This is a genomic window from Nocardia concava NBRC 100430 (assembly GCF_000308815.1).
Taxonomy (GTDB): Bacteria; Actinomycetota; Actinomycetes; order Mycobacteriales; family Mycobacteriaceae; genus Nocardia; species Nocardia concava.
In genome coordinates this window covers 1-23902 of sequence record NZ_BAFX01000139.1, presented here as the reverse complement: position 1 = coordinate 23902, position 23902 = coordinate 1, and the positions used below count along the sequence as shown (strand labels likewise).

Sequence of the window (23902 nt, the reverse complement as noted above, 5' to 3'; positions counted from 1 at the left end):
GAGCGGTCAGTCGGTCCACAGGCGGGTCTCGTGGGCTTCGATCAGGCCGCGGACGTGGTTCACCGCGTCCGCGGCCGATTGCGGTGGGATGCGGCGGCCGTCGCGTAGGCGTACGGCTACCTCGTTGTTCGCGGTCTCGGCGGGGCCGAGGATGAACTGGTAAGGCACCAAACGGTTTTCCCGGATGCGGGCGCCCAGGCTGCCTGCCTCCGCTGCCGCGACCTCGGCGCGAAGTCCGGCGTCCAGGCACTGGGCGACCAGCTCGGCGGCCGCCGATTCTTCGGCCTCCGAGACCGGGAGCACCACCACCTGGACCGGGGACAGCCAGGCGGGGAAGGCGCCGCCGTGTTGTTCGATGAGGTGGGCTACGGCGCGTTCCACGCTGCCGATGATGCTGCGGTGCACCATGACCGGGCGGTGTTTGGCGGCGTCGGGGCCGATGTAGTGGAGGTCGAATTGTTCGGGTTGGTGGAAGTCGATCTGGACGGTGGAGAGGGTGGATTCGCGGCCGGCGTGGTCGGCGACCTGGACGTCGATTTTCGGGCCGTAGAAGGCGGCTTCGCCTTCGGCCGATTCGTAGGGGAGGCCGGAGCGGTCGAGGACCTCGGTCAGGAGTTTGGTGGCGCGCTGCCACATCTCCGGGGCCGCGACGTATTTGCCGCCGGGGCCGGGGAGGGACAGGCGGTAGCGGGCGGCGGTGATGCCCATGGCGCGGTAGGCGGCGGTGATGAGGTCCAAGGCGGCCGCGGCCTCGTCGGCGACCTGGTCGAGGGTGCAGAAGATGTGGGCGTCGTTCAGCTGGATACAGCGGACGCGGGTCAAACCGCCCAGGACGCCGGACAATTCGGAGCGGTACATGCCGCCGAGCTCGGCCAGGCGGAGCGGGAGTTCGCGGTAGCTGTGGGAGCGGGAGCGGTAGATGAGGGCGTGGTGGGGGCACAGGCTGGGGCGTAGGACGACTTGTTCGCCGCCGAGATCCATCGGCGGGTACATGTCATCGCTGTAATGCGCCCAGTGGCCGGATATTTCGTAGAGTTCGCGCTTGCCGAGCACGGGGGAGTAGACGTGCCGGTAGCCCGCCCGGCGTTCGGCGGTGCGGATGTACTCCTCGAGGCTGTGCCGGACGATCGCGCCGTCGGGCAGCCAGTAGGGCAGGCCCGCGCCGATCAGCGGGTCGGTGTCGAACAGGCCGAGTTCGCGGCCCAGTTTTCGATGGTCGTGCCCGGGTTGTTGGTGGTCATGCATGGTGATCTCCTCGGATGAGGGCGAATGACCACGCGAAAAAGCCCTGGGCATTCGCCCGGGGCTTCGATCTGAACAGGGGTCAGCGCGCCGGGACGGTGTCCGGCGTCGTAGTCGACTGGAAGCGCTGCATGGGCGGGAACGCTACACCCGGCCGACGGCAGCGGCAACCGCAAAACCCGCGCGGCGCGGTTAGGGTGGCCGGATGACTACGGCGGCAACGCGATTCGGGCGCCGGTTGAGTCCTTCGGAGCGATGGTTCTGGATCATCGACCGGTTGTCGCCCGCCAATTGCGTCGCACGGGTGCGCATCCACGGGCACGTCGGGGCGGATCGATTGGCCGCGGCCGCCGCCGCGCTGCTCGCGGAGTATCCACTGCTGCGGATGACGGTTGTGGACAACTGTGGACAAGATCCGTGGCTCATGCCGCTGGACGCGCCCCGGATTCCGGTGCGGCGGGTCGCGGGGGACGGCGAGACCTGGATCGCGGAAATGGACGCCGAATTGGCGTCGCCCTTCGACACACGGGCGAGCCTGGCTCGGATGGTTCATATCGTGGCGGGGGAGGGGACCGCCGACGAATTTCATGATGTGGTGCTGACGATTTCGCACATCATCATGGATGGGCGGTCGTTACTGGCGCTGTTGCGGAAGGTCGTTCTACACGCCGGTGACAGCGCGAATGGTCCGGTGGTCGAAAGGGATTCGGTGCCTGCCGCCGATGATCTGATTCCCGCCGCCGCACGCGGATTCTGGCGATACGCCTACATCAATATCGTCGATCAGATGGCTGCGCTCGCATCACGTCCCCATCGATTTGGTGGCGCGCCCGTGGCCATGTCCGCGCGGCGCACCAGAATTGTGCACCGAACCGTGGACCGAGAAACATTGGCGGACTTGCTTTCCGACTGCCGCCGCGCGGGCGTGACGGTGCACGCGGCCGTGACCGCCGCGGTGGCGGACGCGATCGGCCGGGCCTCGATTCCGGGGTTGGCCGGGGTGGCGGGCATCGCTTCGCCGGTGGATTTCCGGCATCTGCTCGATCCGCGCCCCGACCGCGATGAACTGGGGATATACGCACCCGTCCTGATCGGCTTCGTGCCCTTCGGACCGTCGGTGCCGCTATGGGCCGCGGCCCGGGCGGCGAAACGGCAACTCGATCGGGGCGTGCGGCAGCGCAGACATTTGTCGACGGTTGCGGGCATGCGATTCGGGACGCCGAAGGCGATGGCGGCCGGGTGGCGGTTGGCGAACCTGGTGGACCGGCGTGCGCCCTGGAATGTGTCGGTTACCAATGTCGGACGCGTCGAATTCCCGGATCACGTTGGGGAGTGGCGGCTTTCGGGACTCACGCTGGCGGCCGGGAATTCGTGTGTGAGCGTCATGACGGTGGCGATCGTGACCGCGCACGACGAAATGCGTATCGGATTCTGCTATGTCGACGCGATAGTGCCCCAACGGCAGGCAGAGGTATTCGCGGAAGCCGTGCTGACGGCTTTGCGCCACCGACCGGATCCGTCAGCCGATCCGGTCCTCCAGCAGCGTGCGTAGCGCGGCCCGATCCGGTTTCCTGGTGCGCCCGCCGACGGGTATTTCATCGACGACCACAATCTCGTCCGGCAATGCGGAAACATCGATCAGCGCGGGCAATTCACGACGCAACCGGCCCTCGATATCGGCCGCGTCCGGGTCGGCGACCACCGCCAGCACGATCCGCTCGTCCCCGATCTCATCGGGAATGCCGACCATGATGGCCTGCCGCACCCCCTCGACGCCCGCGATGGCCGGTTCGTACAGTCCCGGATAGATATTGGTCTTGCCGCGGATCATCATGTCCTTCTTGCGGCCCATGAGCACCAGGGTGTCGCCCTCGAACCGGGCGAGATCGCCGGTGGCGATCTCCTTCAACGGCGGTTCGCCGAGATACCCGCGGCACAGGTTGGGGCCGGAGAGGATGAGCTCGCCGTCGTCGGCCAGGCGCGCGTCGACGCCCTCGACCGGCGGCCCGAGCGGATCGCCGGGACCCTCGAAGGCGAGTTTGTCGCTACCGGAAGTGATTGCCACCGGCAGGATTTCGGTCATGCCGTAGATGGCCAGGAATTCGGTGTCCGGCAGCGCGGCGCGGGCACGCCGCAGCAGTGCGGTGGTCACCGGTGCGCCGCCGAGCGAGATCTCCTCGACCGTGGTGGGTGCCGACAACCGACCGGTCTCGATGGCATCCAGCACCACCGCCAGATCCGCCGGTGTGAAGAACGCGTGCGTCGCCCCCTCGAGTGTCCGTGCGAAGGTGACGGGATCGATATGGGTCCCGAACCGCGGATACCGCGGCATCGACCACCGCGCCCCCTCGAGCACCGCGGGCAGACCCATCATCAGCTGCTCGGTATGCAGATGCGAGCCGGGCATGAGCGTGGTGCACCCCGCCATCGCCGCCAGTCCAGCCCCCAGTGAACCCCGGGTGTGCACAACGGCCTTCGGCTCGGCGGTGGTACCCGAGGTGAAGACGATGAGCGCCTCGGCCTCCGGATCCTCCACGGGCGTATCGACCGTCGAGCCGCTGGCGGGTCCCGACCAGCCGGGTTCCGAGCCGATCAGTCTGCGCAACGGCAGCGAGCCGCGCGGCGTTCCCGGCAGTCGCGGCCCGCTGTGAATGTGCCGCACGGGTAGCCGCCCGAATTCGGGTAGTGACAGTCCGAGCCGACGCCCGTACCTCCGTAGCGGCCCGCTCAACAGGTACAACAGCGATTCCGTGGCCGCCCACCGCGGCCGCACCAATTCCATACGCCGCGCGAACAATTCGGGCCCGATGCCCGGATCCACGAAAACGATGGTGCCGCCCGCCGCGACCGTACCCAGCACCAGCACCACCGCGTCGGCGCACGGTCGGATGGAGAACAGCATGCGGTCGCCGGGTTCGAATCCCTTGCTGTGCAGCCGTTTCACCACCAGTCGAATGCGGGCGTCCAGTTCGGCGAAGCTGAGCGCCGGCTCGCCGATCATGCCCAGCGCGGGCGCATCCGGGGTCCGCAGCACCTGCTCGCGCAGCAGCGCGGTGAAATCCTCTCCGGCCGAACCGTCTTCGTACGTCACCGGATGTCCACCAGTTCCGGTTTGTAGCGGTGATCGGCGTACCAGGCCAGGGTCTTGCGCACACCCCAGGCTCGCACGCGCCGATTCGAGCCGTACACCCGCACGTCCCGGCGCAGCCCGTAGTCGGTGGTGAGCATGCGCACGGCGTTCACCAGCGCCCGATCCTCGTGCAGATCCTCGATGGCGGTGCGCGGGAATCCGCCCGCGGCCTCGTACAGTTCGGCCGTGATGGCCATATTGCAGCCGGGCGTCATGACGTACGGCCCCAGATAGCGCGGATCTCGATTTCCGGGCCGGAACTTCCCGAAGAACGACGCCACCTCCAGCGCGACCCGGATGACGGTGCGGTCGAACAGACTTACGCCCTCGTCGCGTCGCGGCACCAATTGCCCACTGATCAATCGCAGTCCGGTGCCGAACCCGGCCCGGATCCGCTCCGTCCAATCGGCGGCGGGCAAGCAGTCGGCGTCGGTCCGGGCCAGCCACACCGCCCCGGCCGCGATGGCGTGCCGCATACCGGTATCCGCCGCCGCGCCCGTGCCTTTCACCGTCTCGGTGATGATCTCGATCCGCATCCCCGGCTGTGCTTCGGCGAATTCGCGCACCACCTTCGCGGTGCCGTCGGTCGAATGGTTGTCTACCACCAGCAGTGTGAAGTCGCGGTCGCGCTGCGCCGCGAGGGCGGTGAGCGTGGCCGTGATGCCGTGTTCCTCGTTGTACGCGGGCACGATCACCCAGAGTCCGTTCATCGTCCCTCCGGTGGATTCCTTGCCCGGGCTTACGGTTTCGGCAAGCGGTAGGCGATGGCGGCGGCCGAGGGACCCGCCCCGGCGGCCACGAACAAGGCTACGTCGGCGCGGTCGAGCATGCCGCAGTCGCGGGCCGCGAGATAGGCGGCGGGCAGAGCGGAGGTGTGGGCGTCGCTCTCGGTGTCGTCGGCGACGACCGCCTCGGGCGCGATGCCGAGCCGCTGCGCCAGCAGCGCCGGGAAGTCCGCGACGGGGCGTCCGCAGATGAGCACGATGCGGTCGAGGGCGACCTCGGCCACTTCGAGGGCCTCCTCGGCGGCCGAAACCGCGTGGTGCAGCAGCGCTTCGATATTGCCGGAGCGCTTGACCACGATCGAGGACCGACCGGTCGTCCCCATCTCCGCGAGCCGCACGAACCCCTCCGCCGCGGGCCGCCCATCGGTGGCGCTGATGTGCAGCGCCCCGAATCCGGCCGGGCCCGGCACCTTCTCCAGCAGCATGGCCGCGCCCACCGGTTTGATCGGGAAACCCGGCTGCGGCTCCGGTGATTTCGACGGATGCGCGTCACCGGACACCAGCAGCACCCGGTGCACGGTCGGCGCCTCCAGCAGCGCCTGACTGACCTGAATCGCGTTGAGAATGCCGCAGGCCCCGTTCATCAGGTCGAACGACAGGCACGGCACATCACCGCTGTGATACTCCAGCCCGATGCCCGCCTGCTGCTGAATCAGCGCGGACATGGCCGGTTCCACCATGTTCGAGTCGCGATAGACGCCGGTATTGATCAACGCGTCGATCTGCTCCGGTGTACTCCCCGCCTCCGCGATGGCGCGGCGCGCGGCGGACGCGGCCTGCTCGATGGAGCTGCCGCCGCCGATTTCGGTGGTTACGGAAGAAATTACGATTCCCATGCTGCATCACACCCGAAGATCGCCGAGCGTCACCGACAGAAACCCGGCCACGACGCCGGAAGCCGCGGGCACCATCAGTACTTTCGCTCCGGACGCTATCCGCTGTTGTTTGAGCGCGTCGTGCAAAACCACGAAATGCGAGGTGGATGCGGTGTTGCCGAAGCGGTCCAGCACCATGAGCGCGGGCGGGACCGGGGCGTCGAATTCGCGTTCGGCGATCTTGGCCACGAATTCCACTGCGGGGGCGCTGAATTGATGGTGGATCACATGGTCGTAGCGTTCGGCCGCGAAACCGCTGCCGCGCTCGGTGAGGAAATCGCGCTGCCGGGTGGTCCACAACAAATAGCGAGACTCGTTGTGCATGGCTCGGTTGTCGGTGTACAGCGCTATACCGGAACTGCGATCGCTGGGCATGCCGAGGCACAGCTGCGCGAATGACGCGCTCGTATTGAGTTCGATGTAGTCGATGCAGTCGTCGTCGGTGCCCTCGCCGTCGAGAATGACCGCGGCCGCACCGTCGCCGACGGTCAGCGAGGCGAACTGCGGATCGTATTTCTGCGACATCTCCCGCACCGCGGTATCGGAGATGGGCGTGATGTACTCCCCGGACACCACCAGCCCGCGTTTCACCAGGCCCGCACGAATCATGCGATCCAGCACCAGAACTCCGCTCATCATGCCCGCGCAGGCATTGGAGACGTCGAAGTGGATGGCCTCGCGCGCACCGAGTTCATTGCGCAGCATGAGGGCGAAGGAGGGTTCGACACAGAATTCGCCATCGCGAATACGGGTGATCGAGCAGGAGATGACGACATCCATATCGGCGGCGTCATAGGACGAATTGTCCAGTGCCGTACGGGCGGCGGCCAAGGCGAGGCTGAACGAATCCTCATCCTCGGCGCATACCCGGCGGTTTCGAACCCCGCTGATCCGCTCCAGATCGAGCGGTGACTCGACGGCCAGCCGGGCCAGTAACTCCGCAGTCGATACCTCGGCGGCGGGCAGATACGACCCGACCGCCTCGATCCGTGATCTCACCATGCGCACTCCCAGCAGCCCTCGGTTGTGAGGGACGCTAGCAGCGCGCGTATTTCAGTTCTGAAAAATCTATAATTCAGATCTGTGAGCTGAACTACATTGCGGCACAACGCATCAGCATCGCGGCACGGAATATCAGCTGCGACGTGCGAAGCGGCCCGACTCCGCCTGATCACGCGGCTTGACGACGATGGTGTCCAGATCGACATGCGGCGGGCGCGAGGCCACGAACCCGATGATCTCCGCGATGTCCTGTGCCACAAGCGGATCGATGCCCTGGTAGACCTTGGCCGCCCGCTCCTCGTCGCCGCCGAAACGCACCAGCGAGAACTCGGTCTCCACCGCGCCCGGCGCGATCTCGGTCAACCGCACCGGCAGCCCGAGCAACTCGCCGCGCAGCGTCCGGTGCAGCACGCCCTGTGCGTGCTTGGCCGAGGTGTAGCCGGAACCATTGTCGTAGACCGAGAACGCCGCCACCGAGGTGACGGTGACGATCAGGCCGTCGCCGGACTCGATCAGCTTGGGCAGCAACGCCTTCGTGAGCCGCAGCGTGCCCAGCACATTGGTCTCCCACATCCAGCGCCAGTCGTCCAGATCGGCCTCCAGCACCGGGGCCAGGCCCTTCGCGCCGCCGGCATTGTTGACCAGCACATCGCAGCGCCCCACCGCCTCGGTGAAGGCGCGCACCGATTCTTCGTCGGTGACATCCAGCTGCAGGGCGGTGCCGCCGATCTCCTCGGCCAGCTTCTCCAGGCGATCGACGCGGCGCGCGCCGACATAGACGTGGTACCCCTGCTTGGCGAGTTCGCGGGCGGTTGCCTCGCCGATACCCGAACTTGCTCCGGTCACCACAGCGGTACGAGTGCTCATGATCAGAGCTTAAGCAGGGCGTGTCGCCGGTGCGTCGCGGGTGGTTAGCCTCACTCCTATGGCGATAAGGGAAGCAGTGAGCGCGGACGGCACGACCATCGTTTACCGGGTGACCGGTCCGGAAGGGGCGCGGCCCCTGGTTCTGCTGCACGGCTGGGCGGGCAACCTGCGCAATTGGGGTCGCGCGGCCGACCTGCTCGCCGAGCATTTCCGGGTGATCGCCCTCGACCTGCGCGGCCACGGCTACTCCGACGCCCCCGAAACCGGCTACGACGACCCCAAGAACTGGGCCGCCGACATCGCGGCCGTCCTCGCCGCCGAGGCCGTCACCTCCGGCGCGATCCTGCTCGGCTGGTCCTACGGCGGCATCGTGCTCTCGGACTACCTCACCGCCTACGGCACCGACGCCGTCGCGGGCGTTGTCTACACCGGTTCACAGGCGAATATCGGCCGCGGCGTCGAGGGCGCGGGCACCGGTCCCGGCATGGGCAAGGCCATCCCCGACGTCTTCGACGAGAACGCGGGCAAGGCCATCCGGGGTTTCGGCGCCTTCGGCAATGCCAATACCGGCCCCGGCCGCGACAAGGGCGTGGACGCCCAGCGTTTGTTCGGCGGCAGCATCGCCACCCTGCCCCGGGTCCGCAAGGCCTTGTTCTATCGCACAACCGACAACACCGAGACCCTGCGCGGCCTGAACGTGCCGGTCCTGGTCCTGCACGGCACCGCCGACCCGGTGGTTCCGATCGAGAACGGCCGCTTCATCGCCGAGACCGTCCCGGACGTCCGGACCTCCTACTGGGAGGGCTCGCAGCACGGTCTGTTCATCGAAGATCCCGAGCGGTTCGTGTCCGAGATCACTTCTTTCGCGAGCCACCTGGGCTGATAGCGGATTTGCATTCACGCTGACGAAAATCCTTGTGAAGCAGGTCACTTGGGAAGGTAACCAGCGCATGGGGCGTTACTACCCCCGTGCACACTGGAGTGGTGAGTCAACGACCGGACGTACGGCCCAATCGGATTGCCGTGCTATCGGTACATACCTCACCACTCGCTCAGCCCGGGACCGGCGATGCGGGCGGCATGAACGTCTACGTGCTGCAGACCGCGATCGAACTGGCCAAGCGCGGTACCGAGGTGGAGATCTTCACCCGCGCCACCTCCTCCAATGACGAACCCGTCGTCGAGGCCGCGCCCGGCGTGCTGGTCCGCAATGTCGTCGCCGGGCCCTTCGAGGGCCTCGACAAGCACGATCTGCCCACCCAGCTGTGTCCGTTCGCCGCCGAGGTGCTGCGCACCGAGGCCCGCTATCCGGTCGGCCACTACGACCTCATCCACTCCCACTACTGGCTGTCGGGTCAGGTGGGCTGGCTGGCCCGGGACCGCTGGCGGCGGCCCATGGTCCATACCGCGCACACGCTGGCCGCGGTGAAGAACGCCTACCTGGCCGACGGCGACTGCCCCGAGCCCGCGGTGCGGGAGATCGGCGAGAAGCAGATCGTGGCCGAGGCCGACCGGTTGGTCGCCAATACCGGTGAGGAAGCCCGCCAGCTCGTCGAGCTCTACGGCGCGGATCCCGACCGCATCGACGTGGTCCTGCCCGGCGCGGATCTGACCCGCTACTTCCCGGGCGACAAACTCGCCGCCCGCCTCGAACTCGGCCTGCCCGTCGACGAGCGGATCGTCGCCTTCGTCGGCCGCATCCAACCGCTGAAGGCCCCCGACGTCCTGGTCCGCGCCGCCGCCGAGATGCTGGCCGCCGAGGCCGCGGATCCCGATCCGGCGCGCCGCCCGCTGCGCGTGGTGATCGTCGGCGGACCCTCCGGCAGCGGCCTCAAGCGCCCCGACTCGCTTATCGAACTGGCTGCCGCACTGGGTATTTCGGACCGCATGACCTTCCTGCCGCCGCAGCCCTCGGACCGCCTGGCGCAGGTGTACCGGGCCGCCGACTTGGTGGCGGTGCCCAGCTACAACGAATCCTTCGGCCTGGTCGCCATCGAGGCGCAGGCCAGCGGCACCCCGGTGCTGGCCGCCGATGTGGGCGGGCTCGGCACGGCCGTGCGCGACGGTGTCTCCGGGCTGCTGGTCCAGGGGCACCGCACCCCCGATTGGGCCTCGGCCCTGCGTTCACTGTTCGACGATCCCGGCCGCCTGAAGCTGATGGGCGAGGCGGCGGTCGAACATGCCGCCAACTTCTCCTGGGCGCACACCGCCGACGGCCTGCTCGACAGCTATTCGGCCGCCCTCGCCCAGGGACGTGTAAGCCGGATTCGCAGCGGTAATCTGCATACCGACAGCAATCAGGCCAGATCGCTGGCGCTGTGGCGGCGTCGGACGGGAGCACTACGCAGATGAGCGAGGTCGAGCGCGCGGACGATTGGACGCCGCGTCCGCACGCCAGCACGGGCGGCCTGAACGACGAAACCGCCCGCGCCACCGCGCAACTCATCGACGAGACGCTGCGCGACCGCGAGATCGAATACACCCGCGACGCCCCCGACCTGTTCGTGGTCGTGCTGCCCGGCGAGCGCAAGCTCAAGACCGTCATCGGCGTCAGCGTCGGCAAGCACGGCGTGCGCATGGAATCGTTCGTGTGCCGCAAGCCCGACGAGAACTTCGAGGGCGTCTACAAATTCCTGCTGCGCCGCAACCGCCGCCTCTACGGCGTGGCCTACACCATCGACCGCGTCGGCGACATCTACCTGGTCGGCCGCATGTCCAACGACCGCGTCACCGCCGACGAACTCGACCGCTGGTTCGGCCAGATCCTCGAGGCCGTCGACGCCGACTTCAACACCCTGCTCGAACTCGGCTTCGCCGAATCCATTCGCAAGGAATGGAAATGGCGGGTCTCGCGCGGCGAATCCCTCAAGAACCTGCGCGCCTTCGAACACCTCGTGGATTCGGCCGACAAACAGTAACCAGCTGGCACAATCGCACCGGATTCCATCGAACGAAGGAGACCGGTCGGCCATGACGGCACTGGCACTGGATATCGGGGCGACGAAATTCGCGGCGGCGATGGTCGATTCGAACGGGGCGGTGGGGGAGCCGCGGCGGATCGCGGTGCCGGAATCCGGAGTATGGGACGCGTGCCGGGCATTGCTTTCGGAGGTTGCCGGGGATACCCGGGTGACCGCGGTGGGGATCGGGTCGGCCGGGCCGGTGGACGTGACCGCCGGGATCTGCGGGCCGCTCAATATTCCGGAATGGGCCGACGGGTTCCCGATCGTGGACTCGGTGCGAAAACTGTTTCCGGAGGCCGAGATTCGCTTCGCCATCGACGGCGTCTGCCTGGTGCTGGCCGAGCAGCGCCTCGGGGCCGCGCGCGGCGTGCCCAATGTCCTCGCCATGACTGTTTCCTCCGGTATCGGCGGCGGCATCATCTCCGATGACCGAGTTGTCATGGGGCGCACCGGGAATGGCGGGCATGTCGGCCACATCGTGGTCCCCGGCCAGGACGAGCCCTGCGCCTGCGGCGGATTCGGCTGCGTCGAAGCCGTCGCCAGCGGCAAATCCTCGGTGCGCTGGGCCCGCCGCCAGGGCTGGGCGGGAACGACCGGGGTGGAGCTCGCGGCCGCCGCACACGCGGGGGAGCCGGTCGCCGTGGCGGCGCTGGAGCGGGCGGGTACCGCGATCGGCACCGCTGTCGCCTCCGCCGCCGCGCTGCTCGATACGGACCTGGTGGTCATCGGCGGCGGCTTCGCCCAATCCGGGGAACTTCTGTGGCGTCCGCTGCGGGCGGCCGCCGCCGCCCACGCCCGCCTGAAATTCCTGCGCGAACTGCGCGTGGTGCCGTCCGAATTGACCGACCAAGCCACCCTGCAGGGCGCGGCGATCCTCGCTCTCGGGGGTGCATAACCGCAGCGTCAGGGCCGGGGATGCAGGGAAATCCCCGCGTGGGAGGATGCATTCATGACGTACACCCTCGTGCTGCTGCGCCACGGCGAGAGCGAATGGAATGCCCTGAACCTGTTCACCGGTTGGGTGGACGTTCGACTGACCGACAAGGGCGTCGCCGAGGGCAAGCGCGCCGGCGAATTGCTGGCCGAGCACGGGATTCTCCCCGATATCGTCTACACCTCGCTGCTGCGCCGTGCCATCAGCACCGCCAACAATGCCCTCGACGCCTGCGATCGGCACTGGATTCCGGTGGTCCGCGACTGGCGTCTGAACGAGCGCCACTACGGCGCCCTGCAGGGCAAGAACAAGGCGGAGATCAAGGAGCAGTACGGCGAGGACCAGTTCATGCTGTGGCGTCGCAGCTACGACACCCCGCCCCCGCCGATCGAGCAGGGCAGCGAGTACTCGCAGGACGGCGACCCGCGCTACGCCGGCGTCGAGGTCCCGGCCACCGAGTGCCTCAAGGACGTCGTGGCCCGCATGGTTCCCTACTGGGAGGACACCATCGCCACCGATGTCCGCGCAGGTAAGACCGTTCTCGTTGCCGCGCACGGCAATTCGCTGCGCGCGCTGGTGAAGCACCTGGAGAATATCTCCGACGAGGACATCGCGGGCCTGAACATCCCCACCGGCATCCCGCTCAAGTACGAGCTCGACGAGAACCTGCGCCCCCTCGGCGCGGGCGTCTACCTCGACCCCGAGGCCGCCGCGGCCGGCGCCGCCGCCGTCGCCAACCAGGGCGGCAAGTAAAAGTCTCGAAATAGTGCCCCGCTCAATTGGATTGGGCGGGGCACTATTATTTTCGAATATCGATGTGATCCGCATCTCACTACGTGACCGTAGGGTATTTCCGTTCTCCCGCAATCAAATTTGCCGAACTGTTGCCAGTTTAATTCGGTACCTGTAACCCGGGTTTGCAACTTACTTTCGAGTAGATATGCTCTGGTCGTTCGACCAATGCGAGAGGTAGATCACGTTCGATGAGGCACGCGCTACGGGCCACGGTGCTAGCCACCGCGGCCACTCTGTTCCTTCCTTTGACCGGCATCACAGCCGATGCCATCACCCCCACCGGACCCGACGGTGGGGCGGCCGGGGCCCAGTGGACCGCGACCGAGGACGGACCGCAGCAGTATCCCAACGTCTTCATCGACTGGGACGTCCCGATCACCATGAGTGACGGCACCGTCCTCAAGGCCAACGTCTACCACCCGGCCGACGCCGCGGGCCGTCCCATCGACGCCCCCACGCCGACCGTCGTGAACATGACGCCCTACACCAAGCTGGTGTCGAACGTCGCCGACAGCGCCTTCTCCATCCCGGGCCTGGGCGATGCCCTGCTCAACGTCTTCCGCGATATCCGCCTGGACGGCACCCCCATCACCGGCTTCGGCGAACTGCTGAACGCGGCGGGCAACGGCGAACTCCGCAACTTCTCCGTCGACCGCCAGCTCATCAAGTCCGGTTACACGCAGGTCGTCGTGGACGTGCGCGGCACCGGCTTCTCGCAGGGCGAATGGGACATGCTGCGCGGCCGCGAGCAGCAGGACACCGTCGAGGTCATCGACTGGGCGTCCAAGCAGCACTTCTCCAACGGCCGCATCGGCATGAACGGCCTGTCCTACAGCGCCATCAACCAGGTGCAAGCCGCCGAGAAGCGGCCGCCCGCGCTGCAGGCCATCTTCCCGATCGTGCCCGGCAGCGACCTCATCGACGATGTGCTCGCGCCCGGCGGCGGCTTCGGCTTCAACTTCATCCCGCTGTGGCTCAGCGCCATCAACGGCCTCAAGTGGGTGCCGGACCTGGCCTCGATCGCCAAGGGCACCTTCGATTTCAAGTGGCTGCAGGACCGCGCCAACGATCCCTTCGGCTACCTCGACGTGCTCATGTCGGCCTACACCAGCACCTCGCTGGACACCATCGACCCGCGCGTCAAGGACATGCTCAACGGCCTCACCCAGGAACGCCAGGAATGGCTGGGCGACCCGAGCCGCATCCAGGTGCCGACCTTCGTGACCGGTGGCTGGCACGACCTGTTCACCTACTCGGAATCCAAGATCTACAACGAGATTCCGCTGCCGCCCGGCCAGAAGCAGCTGCTCATGGGCAACACCTACCACGTCACCTCCGGAGCGGACGTGAACCGCGTCGGCGCCCCGCCCCGCCTGGACGTGCTGCAGCGCGCCTGGTTCGACAAGTGGCTCAAGGGCATCGACAACGGCATCGACTCCTACGGCCCGGTGACCCTCAAGACGCAGGGCGGCGGCTGGAACACCCAGGGCGGATTCGGGCCCACCGCACCGGCTTCCGAGGCCGCCGACTACCGGCGCATGTACTTCTCCTCGCAGCGCTCCGGCACCGCGAACAGCGTCTACGACGGCTCGCTCACCGCGGCCGCCAACGGCGACACCGAACGCCTCACCGTCGCACCGGGTCTCACCACCATCTGCTCCAATGACGCGGCCCAGGCCACGGCGGGCGTGTTCAACCTGATCGACGGCTGCTCCAAGGACTCCCGCGTCGCCGAGACCAACGCGCTCACCTTCACCAGCGCGCCGGTCGCCGAGGCCACCGTCGTCTCGGGCCCGATCGCGGTGCACCTCAACACCGTTCAGGACGCCGCCGACGGCTACTGGACCGTCACCGTCAACGATGTCGCCCCCGACGGCACCTCCACCGTGCTGACCTCCGGCTCGCTCATGGCCTCGCTGCGTCAGGTCGACGAGGCCAACAGCACCCGCTCGGCCAATGGCGACTACACCGACCCGCGCGCCTTCACCTCGCTGGACAAGCGCGAGGAGACCGTGCCGGGCGAGGCCACCACCCTGGATATCGCCCTCGGCGGCACCCAGGCCGTGCTGCAGCCGGGACACCGCCTGCGCGTGGACGTCTTCGCCGGCAACTTCCCCAAGGGTCTGCCGATCCTGCCCATGCTCATCGACACCGGCCTGAAGCCCGAGCACATCCAACTCGATCCGGATCGCCCGAGCTTCGTGAACATCCCGGTCCGCGGCAACACCGGTTGGTGAAACCGCTGCTCCGGGAGTGAAATCCCGGGCGTGCACAACGGCGTGCACGTCCGGGATTTTGCTTTTCGGGCTCGCTTTCCGGGAGCGGGGATCAGTCGAAGTGGCGGATTCCGGCGGTCAGCGTTGCGGCCCAAGGGCCTTCGTCGGCGTGCAGGCCGAGCGTGGTGATCAGATGGCACAGCTGGCCGTAGGCCATGAAGTGCTGCACCTGCTCACCCGTTGCGCCGGACCGGGTTTGCGCGTAATCGGTCACGCGCTGCAGACCACGCCGCAGACCCGCCGCGATATCGGGCACATCGGCCGCCGACAGGGCGTGCACCTGCAACATGAGCAGGCTCTTGTCCACGATCAATTCCGCGTAGGCCCCGCCCATTTCGTGCAGCACCCGCTCCGGATTGCCGCCCGCCGCCCGGGCGGCCCCGGTGGCCAGCGCCCCCTCGACCCGCTCGAAACACCGGTCCAGCGCGGCGACGAACAACTCCACCTTGCTGGGGAACAGCTTGAACACATAGGCGGTGGAGATCCCGGCCGATGCCGCGACGGTGGTGGTCGGCGTCCCGTGGAATCCGGTCTTGGCGAACTCGACGATGGCCGCGTCCAGTACGGCTTCCCGCCGGACATCCGAGGTCGAAAGGGTGACTCCGCGCCTGCTGCTCATGAGAGTGACTGTACACTCACTCTCCGGAGCCGCGGCCGACCCGCCTAGTCGGCCACCGCGAAGGCCGACTCCAGCGGCGGGAACATGGCCCGCGCGTCATGACCCGCGAACCACAGGCCGACCACGAAGGCCGACGTGGCTTCGAGGTATCGGGCCTGGGCGAGGCCGCCCGCGGGCACCGGGCGCAGCTTCAGATCCTCGGCCAGCTTCGCGACCGTCGCGACCGCCTCCGCATCGTCCCCGCACAGGGGCACGGTCAGGGGACGGCCCTCGAAGACCCGATCCGGGCCCGACCACACCTCGGCCGCCAGCAGATTGAACGCCTTCACCACCCGCGCGCCAGGCACCGTGGCCGCGATCCGTTCGGACACAGCCGATTCGGACAGCACGAAGCCGCCCGCATCGGGAGCGAAGGCATTGGTGCAGTCGATGAGGGTTCGGCCCGTGAGGGTTTCGCGGTGCTCGGTCAGTATTTCCTCGAGTGCCGAGACCGGCAGGGCGAGCACTGTCGCCTCGCCGAAGCCCGCGGCCTCCGCGACGGTGGTCGCCCGCGCGCCATGGCCGATGGCGGCGGCCGCCGCCTCGGCGCGGGCGGAAGTGCGTGCCCCGACGGCGATCTCGTGCCCGGCCGCGGCCCAGCCGCCGCCGAGGGCCTGGGCCATCTGCCCCGCGCCGATGATTCCGATTCGCATGTGAACTCCTAGTTCTGGATTGCGAACTCGAACGGTAGGAATTCCGATGCGCACTCGCGGGTGCCCATCGCCGCTGGCAGGCTGTATTCATGACGGCCGAGATCACGGAACCGGTGCGATTCGCCGAGTACGGCGGCTACGAATCCGACTGCCCGGCACGGCTGGCGGTGGACATCTTCGGCAATTCCTGGCTGACTGTGATCGTTTACACACTGCGGGACGGTCCGATGCGTCCGGTGGAATTGCGGCGGGCCATCGGCGGCATCAGTCAGAAGATGCTCACCCAGACCCTGCGGCGCATGGAGCGGATGGGGTTGCTGGAGCGTCGCCGATACGCGGAAGCGCCTCCGCGCGTGGAGTATTCGCTGACTCCGGCCGGTGTCGATCTGCTGCGGCCCATCTTCGCGCTGGGCGACTGGGCGGACCGCCACGGGGATTCCGTCCGCACCAATCTCTACGGCGATCCGGAGGATTGAACCGTCGGCTCGAAAGTGGTTGCCGCAAGGGCGCTCACCTGCCACGACACGCAGACCGAACAAAGTGTGAACGCCGGGCTAACGAACATGGAAGTGCCCATGACCTGCGTGAAACTTCCAGCACCCGGGGTTTGACGCTGCTTAGGCGACCGTACGATTCAAGGTGTGAGCGTTCCACAGGCCGTGCTTTTGGCAGTCCTGGCGGCCGTAGTCGGACTGGCCGTCGGTGGACTGCTCATTCCGTATGTGAACGCCCGCCAGGAACGCCTGCGCGCCGCCACCGATACCGGGCTGACCATGTCGCAGGTCCTGGACCTGATCGTGCTCGCCTCCGAGTCCGGCATCGCCGTGGTCGACCAGTACCGGGATGTGGTGCTGGTGAACCCGCGCGCCGAGGAGCTGGGCGTGGTCCACGACCGCCTGCTCGACGAGCGCGCCTGGGCCGCGGTCGAACAGGTGCTGCACGGCGGCCAGGACGTCGAATTCGAGCTCACCGCCAAGATCCCCATGCCCGGCCGCGCCCGCCTCGCTGTCCGAGGGGTTGCTCGCCCGCTCTCCCAGGAGAACCCGAACTTCGTGGTCCTGTTCGCGGACGACGATTCCGAGCAGGCCCGCATGGAGGCCACCCGCCGCGACTTCGTCGCCAATGTGAGCCACGAGCTCAAGACCCCGGTCGGCGCCATGAGCCTGTTGGCCGAGGCGTTGCTGGAGTCCGCCGACGATCCGGATTCGGTGCGGCACTTCGGCGAACGCCTGCACGGCGAGGCCCGCCGCATGGGCAAGATGGTCACCGAGCTGATCGCGCTCTCGCGCCTGCAAGGCGCCGAACGGCTGCCGGAACTCGAGGCCGTCGACGTCGACACCGTCGTCACCCAGGCCATCGAGCGCTCCCGCAATGTGGCCGAGGCCGCGGGCATCACCGTGTCCACCGACGCCAACAGCGGTCTCGAGGTGCTCGGCGATCAGACCCTGCTGGTGACGGCCCTGTCCAACCTGGTCGAGAACGCCATCGCCTACTCCCCGCGCGGCTCGCACGTGTCGGTGAGCCGGGCGCTGCGCGGCGGCTACGTCAATATCGCGGTCACCGATCGCGGTATCGGCATCTCCAAGGAGGATCAGGAGCGCGTTTTCGAGCGTTTCTTCCGGGCCGACAAGGCGCGCTCGCGTGCCACCGGCGGTACCGGCCTCGGGCTGGCTATCGTCAAGCATGTGGCCGCCAACCACAACGGTGAGATCACCCTGTGGAGCAAACTGGGCACCGGATCGACGTTCACCCTGCGCATCCCGGCCCATCCTGCCGATTCCAACGGGCAGGTCGACAAGAGACTTGCCACCGGGGTTCCGGTGGCCAAGAAGGAAAACGGCCCCAGTCCCCTCGGGCGGGCCAGAACCAACGGTGTGGAGGCAACCCGATGACGAGTGTGCTGATCGTCGAGGACGAGGAGTCGCTGGCCGATCCGCTCGCGTTCCTGCTGCGCAAGGAGGGGTTCGAGGTCACCGTCGTGGGTGACGGTCCCTCCGCGCTGACCGAGTTCGATCGTGCCGGCGCGGACATCGTCCTGCTCGATCTCATGCTCCCCGGCATGAGCGGCACCGACGTATGCAAGCAACTGCGCGCTCGCGGCAGTGTGCCGGTCATCATGGTGACCGCGCGCGACAGCGAGATCGACAAGGTGGTCGGCCTGGAACTGGGCGCCGACGACTACGTCACCAAGCCCTACTCCTCGCGCGAGCTGATCGCCCGCATCCGGGCCGTGCTGCGCCGCGGCGCCGGCGAGGAGCCCGACAACGGCAGCGAGACCAGCGTGCTCGAGGCCGGCCCGGTGCGCATGGACGTGGACCGCCACACCGTGCAGGTGAACGGCAAGGCGGTGACCCTGCCGCTCAAGGAGTTCGACCTGCTCGAGTACCTGCTGCGCAACTCCGGTCGCGTGCTGACCCGCGGGCAGCTCATCGACCGCGTCTGGGGCGCCGACTACGTCGGCGACACCAAGACCCTCGACGTGCACGTCAAGCGCCTGCGCTCCAAGATCGAGTCGGACCCGGCCAAGCCGGAGCACCTGGTCACCGTGCGCGGCCTGGGCTACAAGCTCGAGGCATAGGCCCTTCAGCCGAAAAGAACCCGCCCGCTTCGCATTTCGCGAAGCGGGCGGGTTCTGTGCTTTCTCCCGACCAAGATTAGGGCAGCCCCCCGGCCGTTACCGGCGAATCAGGCGTTCGGGTCGTTCTTCATCGTGTAGACCCACGCCGGGCCGAGACCCGGGAGGTCCTGCTTGTCGAGGATGAGCCAGCCCAGGCCCGGGTTGTCCTGCTGCATGCAGTCGAACACGTCCGCGCCGGTGCCCTTGCAGGCGATGGTGTGGCTGGTGCCGTAGGGGCTGACGATGATCAGCTTGCCGGCGTCCTTCGCGCCCAGCACGGCCGGATCGTTGTACACCACGAAATCGGCGGTGCGGTCGGAGTAGGCGTTGGGATCGGCGTTATCGGCGAAAGCCTGCGGAGCAATGGAGATAACGGCACCGGCGGCCAGGGCCGCGACGGCGAGGGTTTTCTTGATCATGGGCACGATGTCTAACACGTTTCGGTGAATTGGCAATAGCCGATCGATGTCTTGCATACTTCCGGCTATTCACAGCCCGAGGTCACCGGGCTGCGCGGAAATCGAAATAGACTTCCACGCAGCCTGATTCGATGGTCGCCGATGAGCACCGAGTGTTCACCTGCCGGACACCCGCGCTAGCTGCTGCCGAACAGTCCGCGCAGCAGTCCGCCCACCAGGGTGCCCGCGCTCCCGGTGGCCGAACCCGTGCCGCTGCCCGAGTCGCCGCTGCCGGTGCCGCCACTCGGCTTGGTGGTGGTGGTCGGCGTCGTGGTCGGGGCGGCCGGTGTGGTGGTGGGCGCCGTCGGCAGGGTGGTCGTGATGGTCGGCGGGGTGGCACCGGTGCCGGTGCCGGGGATCACGGTGATGATCAGGGTTTGGGTGCTGGTGCCCTGGGTGGCCGTGATGATGTGCTGGCCCGGGGTGGTCGGCGTCCAGGTGATGCTCGTGTGCCCGGCCGGGAAGGGCAGGATGCCGACGCCACCGGTGATGCTGACCCCGTTGTCGTTCCAGGTGACCGGCAGGGCGCTGGAGACGCCGGTCAGGTCGGCGCCGAGGGTGTAGGTGCCGCCGACCGCGGGCACCGGGTCGGAGGGGCTGATCACCTCGACGGTGGCGCCCGCCGTCGGCGATACCGCCACCGCGATGGCGGCGGCGGCTCCGGCTACGCCGAATGCGGCCAGTCCGGCCCCGAACACACGGCCTGAGGAATTGCTGCGCATGGGTACTCCTGTGATGTGTCCCGGGCTGCGGCCCGAGTTACTGGGAATCGGTCAGAAACCGAACGGCAGGCCGTTGGCGCTGCCGGAACCGCCACCGCTGGGCTGAGTCGTGGTGGTCGGCGGAGTCGTTGTCGTCGGCGGAACCGTCGTCGTGGTCGGCGGCTCGGTGGTGGTCGTGGGCGGAGCCGTCGTGGTCGTGGGCGGGACCGTGGTGGTCGTCGGCTCGGTCGTGGTGGTGGGCGGGACCGTGGTGGTCGTGGGTGGAACCGTCGTGGTGGTCGGGGGCACGGTGGTCGTCGTGGTCGGCGGGACCGTCGTGGTGGTGGTCGGCGGGACCGTGGTCGTGGTGACGGTGCCGACGATCACGTCCAGGCTCTTGGACGAACCGCCCTGCTTGAGGGTGATGGTGTGCTTGCCCGGGGTGCTCGGTGTCCAGGTGGCGCTGGAATGGTTCGGCGGCCACGGCACCTTCGAAGGCGGATCGGTGATGGCGACGCCGTCGACCGTCCAGTAGCAGAGCAGGCCGAATTCCCAACCGCTGACGGTGGCACTGACGGTGTAGGTGCCGCCGACAACCGGATTCGGGTCGGAGATGGTGACCGTGTCGACGGTCGCGTGGGCCTCGGGCGCCTCGTGCGTGGCGAGGACCGACACGGCGCCGGTCGCGATGGCCAGGGCGGCCAGCCCGGCGCCGAGGTGGCGGGCGCCCGCGGGGATTTTGCTCACTGTGTGTTCTCCTGTGCTGCGACCCCGTAGAGAGGGGTCGGAGGCACAGTAAGTGAGCGACTATCTGAAATTGGCCGTTTTCAGAAAAATAACGGCAAGTACCTCGCTACTTCTTCGCCGCTCGGGCCTTCTTGGCGGGCTTCGCGCTGCTCGCGGCAGCGGCCTCGGCGGCCTTCTCCTCGGCGATCGCCGTCGCCGGATGCACCGCCACGATGCCCAGCCCCTGACGGCGCTTGCAGTGTGCCGCCAGCTCGTCATACGCGGGCTTGCCGATCAGCTCGATCAGCTCGGGGGCGTAAGCCTCCCACACCGGACGGGTGCCGACGTGGGCATCCGGCGAACCGGTGCAGTACCAGTTCAGGTCGAGCCCGCCCGGGCCCCAGCCGCGGCGGTCGTATTCGGTGATCACGGTCCGCAGGATCTCCACCCCGTCGGGCCGGTCCACCCAGTCCTGGGTGCGGCGAATCGGGAGCTGCCAGCACACTTCCGGCTTCACGGTGAGCGGTTCCAGGCCCTTGCGCAGCGCCATGGTGTGCAGCGCGCAGCCGATGCCCTCGGAGAATCCCGGCCGGTTGAGGAAGATGCAGGCGCCGTCGAAGCGACGGGTGCGCAACGCCGGTTCGTCGTCGAGGTCGTCCTCTTCCAGGTACAGCTTCTTGCGGACCCGGCCCTTGTCGTCGGTGGCCTCGGGCATCAGCTGCCAGTCCTCGGGTGTGAGCATTTTCACAGCCGCGTGCAGCTTCTTGCCGTCCTCCTCGTCGGAGAGGAAGGCGCCGTGCGAGCAGCAGCCGTCGTTCTCGCGGCCGTCGATGATGCCCTGACATGCCGGAGTCCCGAAAACGCAGGTCCAGCGCGAGAGTAACCAGGTCAGATCGGCCGCGATCAAATGCTCGTCATTAGCTGGATCGACGAATTCGATCCACTCCCGGGGGAAGTCGAGTTCCACCTCGGGCGCCGGGTCGATCTTCGCCGCTGGTCGAAGCCCGGTCGGCCCGCTCGCCGATGCACCTGCCGTCACAACGCGGAACGCTAACAGCTCAGTCGCCTGGCCTGAAGTCGTGACGCACCCAGTACCGTGTTCTTGTGCGGCTCGGTGTACTCGATGTGGGAAGCAATACCGTCCACCTGCTCGTGGTGGACGCGCATCGTGGTGGACACCCGATGCCTATGAGCTCGACGAAATCGGCCCTGCGGCTGTCGGAGAGCATGGACGACCACGGTCGGATCACGCCCGCGGGGGCGTCGAAGTTGACCGCCACGGTAGCCGAATTCGCAAGCATCGCAAAGACTTCCGGCTGCGTGGAGCTGATGGCGTTCGCCACCTCCGCGGTACGCGAGGCCACCAACTCCGAAGAGGTGCTGGCCCGGGTGCGCCGCGAGACCGGCGTCAATCTGAAGGTGCTCTCCGGTGTCGATGAGGCTCGACACACTTTCCTCGCGGTGCGCCGCTGGTACGGCTGGAGCGCCGGGCGGATTCTCAATCTGGACATCGGCGGCGGCTCGCTCGAGATGAGCAACGGCGCGGATGAGGATCCCGAACTCGCGCTCTCGCTGCAGCTGGGTGCGGGCCGGCTGACCCGGGACTGGCTGCGCCACGACCCGCCCGGCAAACGCCGCGTCGCGGTGCTGCGCGACTGGCTCGACGCCGAGCTCGTGCTGCCATCCAAGCAGCTGCTCGAGGTGGGCCGCCCGGATCTGGCGGTGGGCACCTCCAAGACCTTCCGCTCGCTCGCCAGGCTGACCGGTGCCGCCCCCTCTGTTGCGGGGCCCCGGGTTCGGCGTACTCTCACCAGTTCCGGCCTGCGGCAGCTGATTGCGTTCATTTCGAGAATGACGGCCGCCGACCGGGCAGAATTGGAAGGCGTGAGTTCTGATCGGTCACAACAACTCGTGGCCGGTGCGCTGGTCGCGGAGGCGAGTATGCGGGCACTGTCCCTGGACACGCTCGAAATCTGTCCCTGGGCACTGCGAGAGGGATTGATCTTGCGCAAGCTGGATACCGACCTGGATAGCGAACCGATAGCAGGCGGCCCCGAGGGCGGCCTGGCGGGCCCGATCGAAACGGTGTCTCGATGACCGAGGATGCAAGTCAGCTGTCCGTCGCCGAACTATTGGCACGGAACGGGCAGCAGAGTGGGGCCCCCGCGAGCGGTGGGGGACGCAGACGTCGAAGCGGCCGTGGCATTTCCGTCGCGGATCTGACCGGAGACATTCCGGTGGTGCGGGCGGGTTCGTCCTCGCACGCCGCGCCGGAAGGGGACGTGGCTCCGTCCGCACCCGAGCCTGCGCCGAATGAATCGGACTATTCAAACTATTCGAACTTCTCGAATTATTCTGATTACTCGAACTTTTCGGATTACTCGGACTTCTCCGCTTCCGCTCCTTCTCCGGTTTCCCAGCCGCAGCCGGATTATTCTTCCTATTCGGTACCCGAACCGGAGCCCGCGTATTCACCGCTGTCCGGCCCGATTTCGTACTACGACCCGCTGGCCCCCACCCCGCAGCCGCCGTCCCTACCCGAGCCGTCCGGCCAGGATTGGTCCGCGGGCCTGAACTGGCCGCCGACCGAGAACCCGCTACAGCCGGACGGTCGCTCCACCGGCGGCCGTCGCCGCAAGCCGGATCCCCTGGATTCGGAGGTGTCGCTGGATCACCTGCAGGGCCTGGATCGGTCCGTGGGCGCCGAACCTCCGGCCCCGCCCGCTCCGGCGCGCGAGGGCGGCCGTCGCCGCCGCTACGACCCGGAGGACGACACCACCGACGAGGTGCGCCCGTTCCGCCCGTCCTTCGAGGACCCGGCCTTCGGCCAGTTCAACGAGCCCACTTTCGGCCAGTTCAACGCGCCCGCCCCGGCGGCTCCCGCACTCCCGGCTTGGTCGCCGACGCCGGGACCCGAACCGCTGCCGCGCAATCCGCGCTCCGATCGCCCCTTCGAGCCGCCGCAGGCCGCCGCGGCCCCGCCTGCCCCCGCGGCCCCGCCGATGTCGCGCTCGGCCCGCCGCCATGCCGAGACCCAGGCCGTGCCGCAGGCGCCCGCCGAACGGCGCGGCGGCATCGATCACGGCGCCGCCAACGGCCTGCCCGCATGGTCCGCGCGTGGCCGGCGGCCCGGAGCCGAGGCCGGGCCCGGCCCGGCGAATCCACCCGAGCGCGGAGATCAGGCGATGGTGCCGACCGCCGCGTGGTCCTCGTCCCTGGC

23 protein-coding genes and 1 pseudogene are annotated in these 23902 nt (G+C 67.9%); 12 read left to right on the top strand and 12 right to left on the bottom strand.

Annotated features, from left to right (window positions below; genetic code table 11):
• Positions 1-6: 6 nt before the first annotated feature.
• Complete coding sequence (thrS, locus tag ON43_RS32440) at positions 7-1245, bottom strand: threonine--tRNA ligase (RefSeq protein WP_040813663.1); 1239 nt, start codon at positions 1243-1245, stop codon at positions 7-9.
• Between the two features lie 202 nt (positions 1246-1447).
• On the opposite strand from thrS, the gene ON43_RS32435 reads away from it, so the two are divergent.
• Complete coding sequence (locus ON43_RS32435; protein ID WP_157514265.1) at positions 1448-2794, top strand: phthiocerol/phthiodiolone dimycocerosyl transferase family protein; 1347 nt, start codon at positions 1448-1450, stop codon at positions 2792-2794.
• Here the strand turns inward: ON43_RS32435 and ON43_RS32430 are convergent.
• From ON43_RS32430 to ON43_RS32410, 5 genes are all read right to left on the bottom strand, one after another.
• On the bottom strand, positions 2762-4333 hold the full coding sequence (locus ON43_RS32430; RefSeq protein WP_245568842.1) for a class I adenylate-forming enzyme family protein: 1572 nt from the start codon (positions 4331-4333) through the stop codon (positions 2762-2764). The two genes, ON43_RS32435 and ON43_RS32430, sit on opposite strands and share 33 nt — an antisense overlap.
• A complete protein-coding gene (locus ON43_RS32425; RefSeq protein WP_040813661.1) occupies positions 4330-5082 on the bottom strand; it encodes a glycosyltransferase family A protein in 753 nt (250 codons plus the stop codon). The genes ON43_RS32430 and ON43_RS32425 overlap by 4 nt, the downstream gene beginning before the upstream one ends.
• Before the next feature lie 29 nt (positions 5083-5111).
• Positions 5112-5993, bottom strand: a complete 882-nt coding sequence (locus ON43_RS32420; protein WP_051179543.1) for a hypothetical protein — start codon at positions 5991-5993, stop codon at positions 5112-5114.
• 6 nt (positions 5994-5999) lie between these two features.
• Positions 6000-7034, bottom strand: coding sequence for a 3-oxoacyl-ACP synthase III family protein (locus ON43_RS32415; protein ID WP_040813660.1), 1035 nt, complete (start codon positions 7032-7034; stop codon positions 6000-6002).
• A gap of 132 nt (positions 7035-7166) precedes the next feature.
• The gene (locus tag ON43_RS32410) at positions 7167-7901 is read right to left on the bottom strand and encodes an SDR family NAD(P)-dependent oxidoreductase (RefSeq protein WP_040813659.1); all 735 of its coding nucleotides are present in this window, start codon (positions 7899-7901) and stop codon (positions 7167-7169) included.
• A 58-nt stretch (positions 7902-7959) separates the two neighbouring features.
• Here ON43_RS32410 and ON43_RS32405 point away from each other — a divergent pair, with 58 nt between their 5' ends.
• The 6 genes from ON43_RS32405 (at position 7960) to ON43_RS32380 (ending at position 14830) form a co-directional block, all read left to right on the top strand.
• The gene (locus ON43_RS32405) at positions 7960-8784 is read left to right on the top strand and encodes an alpha/beta fold hydrolase (RefSeq protein ID WP_040813658.1); all 825 of its coding nucleotides are present in this window, start codon (positions 7960-7962) and stop codon (positions 8782-8784) included.
• 101 nt (positions 8785-8885) lie between these two features.
• The gene (mshA, locus tag ON43_RS32400; RefSeq protein WP_040813740.1) at positions 8886-10253 is read left to right on the top strand and encodes a D-inositol-3-phosphate glycosyltransferase; all 1368 of its coding nucleotides are present in this window, start codon (positions 8886-8888) and stop codon (positions 10251-10253) included.
• Complete coding sequence (locus ON43_RS32395; protein ID WP_083913878.1) at positions 10250-10819, top strand: type III secretion system chaperone family protein; 570 nt, start codon at positions 10250-10252, stop codon at positions 10817-10819. Before mshA ends, ON43_RS32395 begins: the two co-directional genes overlap by 4 nt.
• A gap of 52 nt (positions 10820-10871) precedes the next feature.
• Positions 10872-11759 carry an ROK family protein gene (locus ON43_RS32390; protein WP_040813657.1) on the top strand — a complete coding sequence of 296 codons (888 nt, stop codon included), beginning with the start codon at positions 10872-10874 and terminating at the stop codon, positions 11757-11759.
• Positions 11760-11813: 54 nt separating this feature from the next.
• On the top strand, positions 11814-12551 hold the full coding sequence (locus ON43_RS32385) for a phosphoglyceromutase (protein ID WP_040813656.1): 738 nt from the start codon (positions 11814-11816) through the stop codon (positions 12549-12551).
• 230 nt (positions 12552-12781) lie between these two features.
• Positions 12782-14830, top strand: coding sequence for a CocE/NonD family hydrolase (locus ON43_RS32380; protein ID WP_040813655.1), 2049 nt, complete (start codon positions 12782-12784; stop codon positions 14828-14830).
• A 91-nt stretch (positions 14831-14921) separates the two neighbouring features.
• On the opposite strand, the gene ON43_RS32375 is transcribed toward ON43_RS32380, so the two are convergent.
• Entirely contained in the window at positions 14922-15488 is a 567-nt protein-coding gene (locus ON43_RS32375; RefSeq protein ID WP_040813654.1) for a TetR/AcrR family transcriptional regulator, read from the bottom strand.
• 44 nt (positions 15489-15532) lie between these two features.
• On the bottom strand, positions 15533-16180 hold the full coding sequence (locus ON43_RS32370) for an NADPH-dependent F420 reductase (RefSeq protein ID WP_040813653.1): 648 nt from the start codon (positions 16178-16180) through the stop codon (positions 15533-15535).
• An 89-nt stretch (positions 16181-16269) separates the two neighbouring features.
• On the opposite strand from ON43_RS32370, the gene ON43_RS32365 reads away from it, so the two are divergent.
• From ON43_RS32365 to ON43_RS32355, 3 genes are all read left to right on the top strand, one after another.
• Entirely contained in the window at positions 16270-16656 is a 387-nt protein-coding gene (locus tag ON43_RS32365) for a winged helix-turn-helix transcriptional regulator (protein ID WP_051179542.1), read from the top strand.
• A gap of 165 nt (positions 16657-16821) precedes the next feature.
• Positions 16822-18072, top strand: a complete 1251-nt coding sequence (locus ON43_RS32360; RefSeq protein WP_040813652.1) for a sensor histidine kinase — start codon at positions 16822-16824, stop codon at positions 18070-18072.
• Positions 18069-18758, top strand: a complete 690-nt coding sequence (locus ON43_RS32355) for a winged helix-turn-helix domain-containing protein (protein ID WP_040813651.1) — start codon at positions 18069-18071, stop codon at positions 18756-18758. The genes ON43_RS32360 and ON43_RS32355 overlap by 4 nt, the downstream gene beginning before the upstream one ends.
• Positions 18759-18865: 107 nt before the next feature.
• Here ON43_RS32355 and ON43_RS32350 read toward each other — a convergent pair whose 3' ends face one another.
• From ON43_RS32350 to ON43_RS32335, 4 genes are all read right to left on the bottom strand, one after another.
• Positions 18866-19216, bottom strand: coding sequence for a hypothetical protein (locus ON43_RS32350; protein WP_040813650.1), 351 nt, complete (start codon positions 19214-19216; stop codon positions 18866-18868).
• A 176-nt stretch (positions 19217-19392) separates the two neighbouring features.
• Positions 19393-19977 carry a hypothetical protein gene (locus ON43_RS32345; RefSeq protein ID WP_040813649.1) on the bottom strand — a complete coding sequence of 195 codons (585 nt, stop codon included), beginning with the start codon at positions 19975-19977 and terminating at the stop codon, positions 19393-19395.
• A gap of 51 nt (positions 19978-20028) precedes the next feature.
• Positions 20029-20703, bottom strand: a complete 675-nt coding sequence (locus tag ON43_RS46905) for a hypothetical protein (RefSeq protein WP_040813648.1) — start codon at positions 20701-20703, stop codon at positions 20029-20031.
• Between the two features lie 106 nt (positions 20704-20809).
• Positions 20810-21721, bottom strand: coding sequence for a DUF3109 family protein (locus ON43_RS32335; RefSeq protein ID WP_051179541.1), 912 nt, complete (start codon positions 21719-21721; stop codon positions 20810-20812).
• A gap of 65 nt (positions 21722-21786) precedes the next feature.
• Here ON43_RS32335 and ON43_RS32330 point away from each other — a divergent pair, with 65 nt between their 5' ends.
• Together ON43_RS32330 and ON43_RS32325 are read left to right on the top strand one after the other, a co-directional pair.
• The gene (locus tag ON43_RS32330) at positions 21787-22779 is read left to right on the top strand and encodes a Ppx/GppA family phosphatase (protein WP_051179540.1); all 993 of its coding nucleotides are present in this window, start codon (positions 21787-21789) and stop codon (positions 22777-22779) included.
• Positions 22776-23902: pseudogene (locus tag ON43_RS32325) on the top strand (hypothetical protein); the annotation flags it as partial. The gene ON43_RS32330 and the pseudogene ON43_RS32325, both read left to right, overlap by 4 nt.

Bases quoted from the DNA above. Each gene is read 5' to 3' on its own strand.
- ON43_RS32420 (WP_051179543.1), bottom strand. From the start codon at position 5,993: ATGGGAATCGTAATTTCTTCCGTAACCACCGAAATCGGCGGCGGCAGC.
- ON43_RS32380 (WP_040813655.1), top strand. From the start codon at position 12,782: ATGAGGCACGCGCTACGGGCCACGGTGCTAGCCACCGCGGCCACTCTG.
- ON43_RS32385 (WP_040813656.1), top strand. From the start codon at position 11,814: ATGACGTACACCCTCGTGCTGCTGCGCCACGGCGAGAGCGAATGGAAT.
- ON43_RS32405 (WP_040813658.1), top strand. From the start codon at position 7,960: ATGGCGATAAGGGAAGCAGTGAGCGCGGACGGCACGACCATCGTTTAC.
- ON43_RS32435 (WP_157514265.1), top strand. From the start codon at position 1,448: ATGACTACGGCGGCAACGCGATTCGGGCGCCGGTTGAGTCCTTCGGAG.
- ON43_RS32365 (WP_051179542.1), top strand. From the start codon at position 16,270: ATGACGGCCGAGATCACGGAACCGGTGCGATTCGCCGAGTACGGCGGC.
- ON43_RS32345 (WP_040813649.1), bottom strand. From the start codon at position 19,977: ATGCGCAGCAATTCCTCAGGCCGTGTGTTCGGGGCCGGACTGGCCGCA.
- ON43_RS32395 (WP_083913878.1), top strand. From the start codon at position 10,250: ATGAGCGAGGTCGAGCGCGCGGACGATTGGACGCCGCGTCCGCACGCC.
- ON43_RS32425 (WP_040813661.1), bottom strand. From the start codon at position 5,082: ATGAACGGACTCTGGGTGATCGTGCCCGCGTACAACGAGGAACACGGC.
- ON43_RS32355 (WP_040813651.1), top strand. From the start codon at position 18,069: ATGACGAGTGTGCTGATCGTCGAGGACGAGGAGTCGCTGGCCGATCCG.
- ON43_RS32415 (WP_040813660.1), bottom strand. From the start codon at position 7,034: ATGGTGAGATCACGGATCGAGGCGGTCGGGTCGTATCTGCCCGCCGCC.
- ON43_RS32350 (WP_040813650.1), bottom strand. From the start codon at position 19,216: ATGATCAAGAAAACCCTCGCCGTCGCGGCCCTGGCCGCCGGTGCCGTT.
- ON43_RS32410 (WP_040813659.1), bottom strand. From the start codon at position 7,901: ATGAGCACTCGTACCGCTGTGGTGACCGGAGCAAGTTCGGGTATCGGC.
- thrS (WP_040813663.1), bottom strand. From the start codon at position 1,245: ATGCATGACCACCAACAACCCGGGCACGACCATCGAAAACTGGGCCGC.
- ON43_RS32390 (WP_040813657.1), top strand. From the start codon at position 10,872: ATGACGGCACTGGCACTGGATATCGGGGCGACGAAATTCGCGGCGGCG.
- ON43_RS32370 (WP_040813653.1), bottom strand. From the start codon at position 16,180: ATGCGAATCGGAATCATCGGCGCGGGGCAGATGGCCCAGGCCCTCGGC.
- ON43_RS32375 (WP_040813654.1), bottom strand. From the start codon at position 15,488: ATGAGCAGCAGGCGCGGAGTCACCCTTTCGACCTCGGATGTCCGGCGG.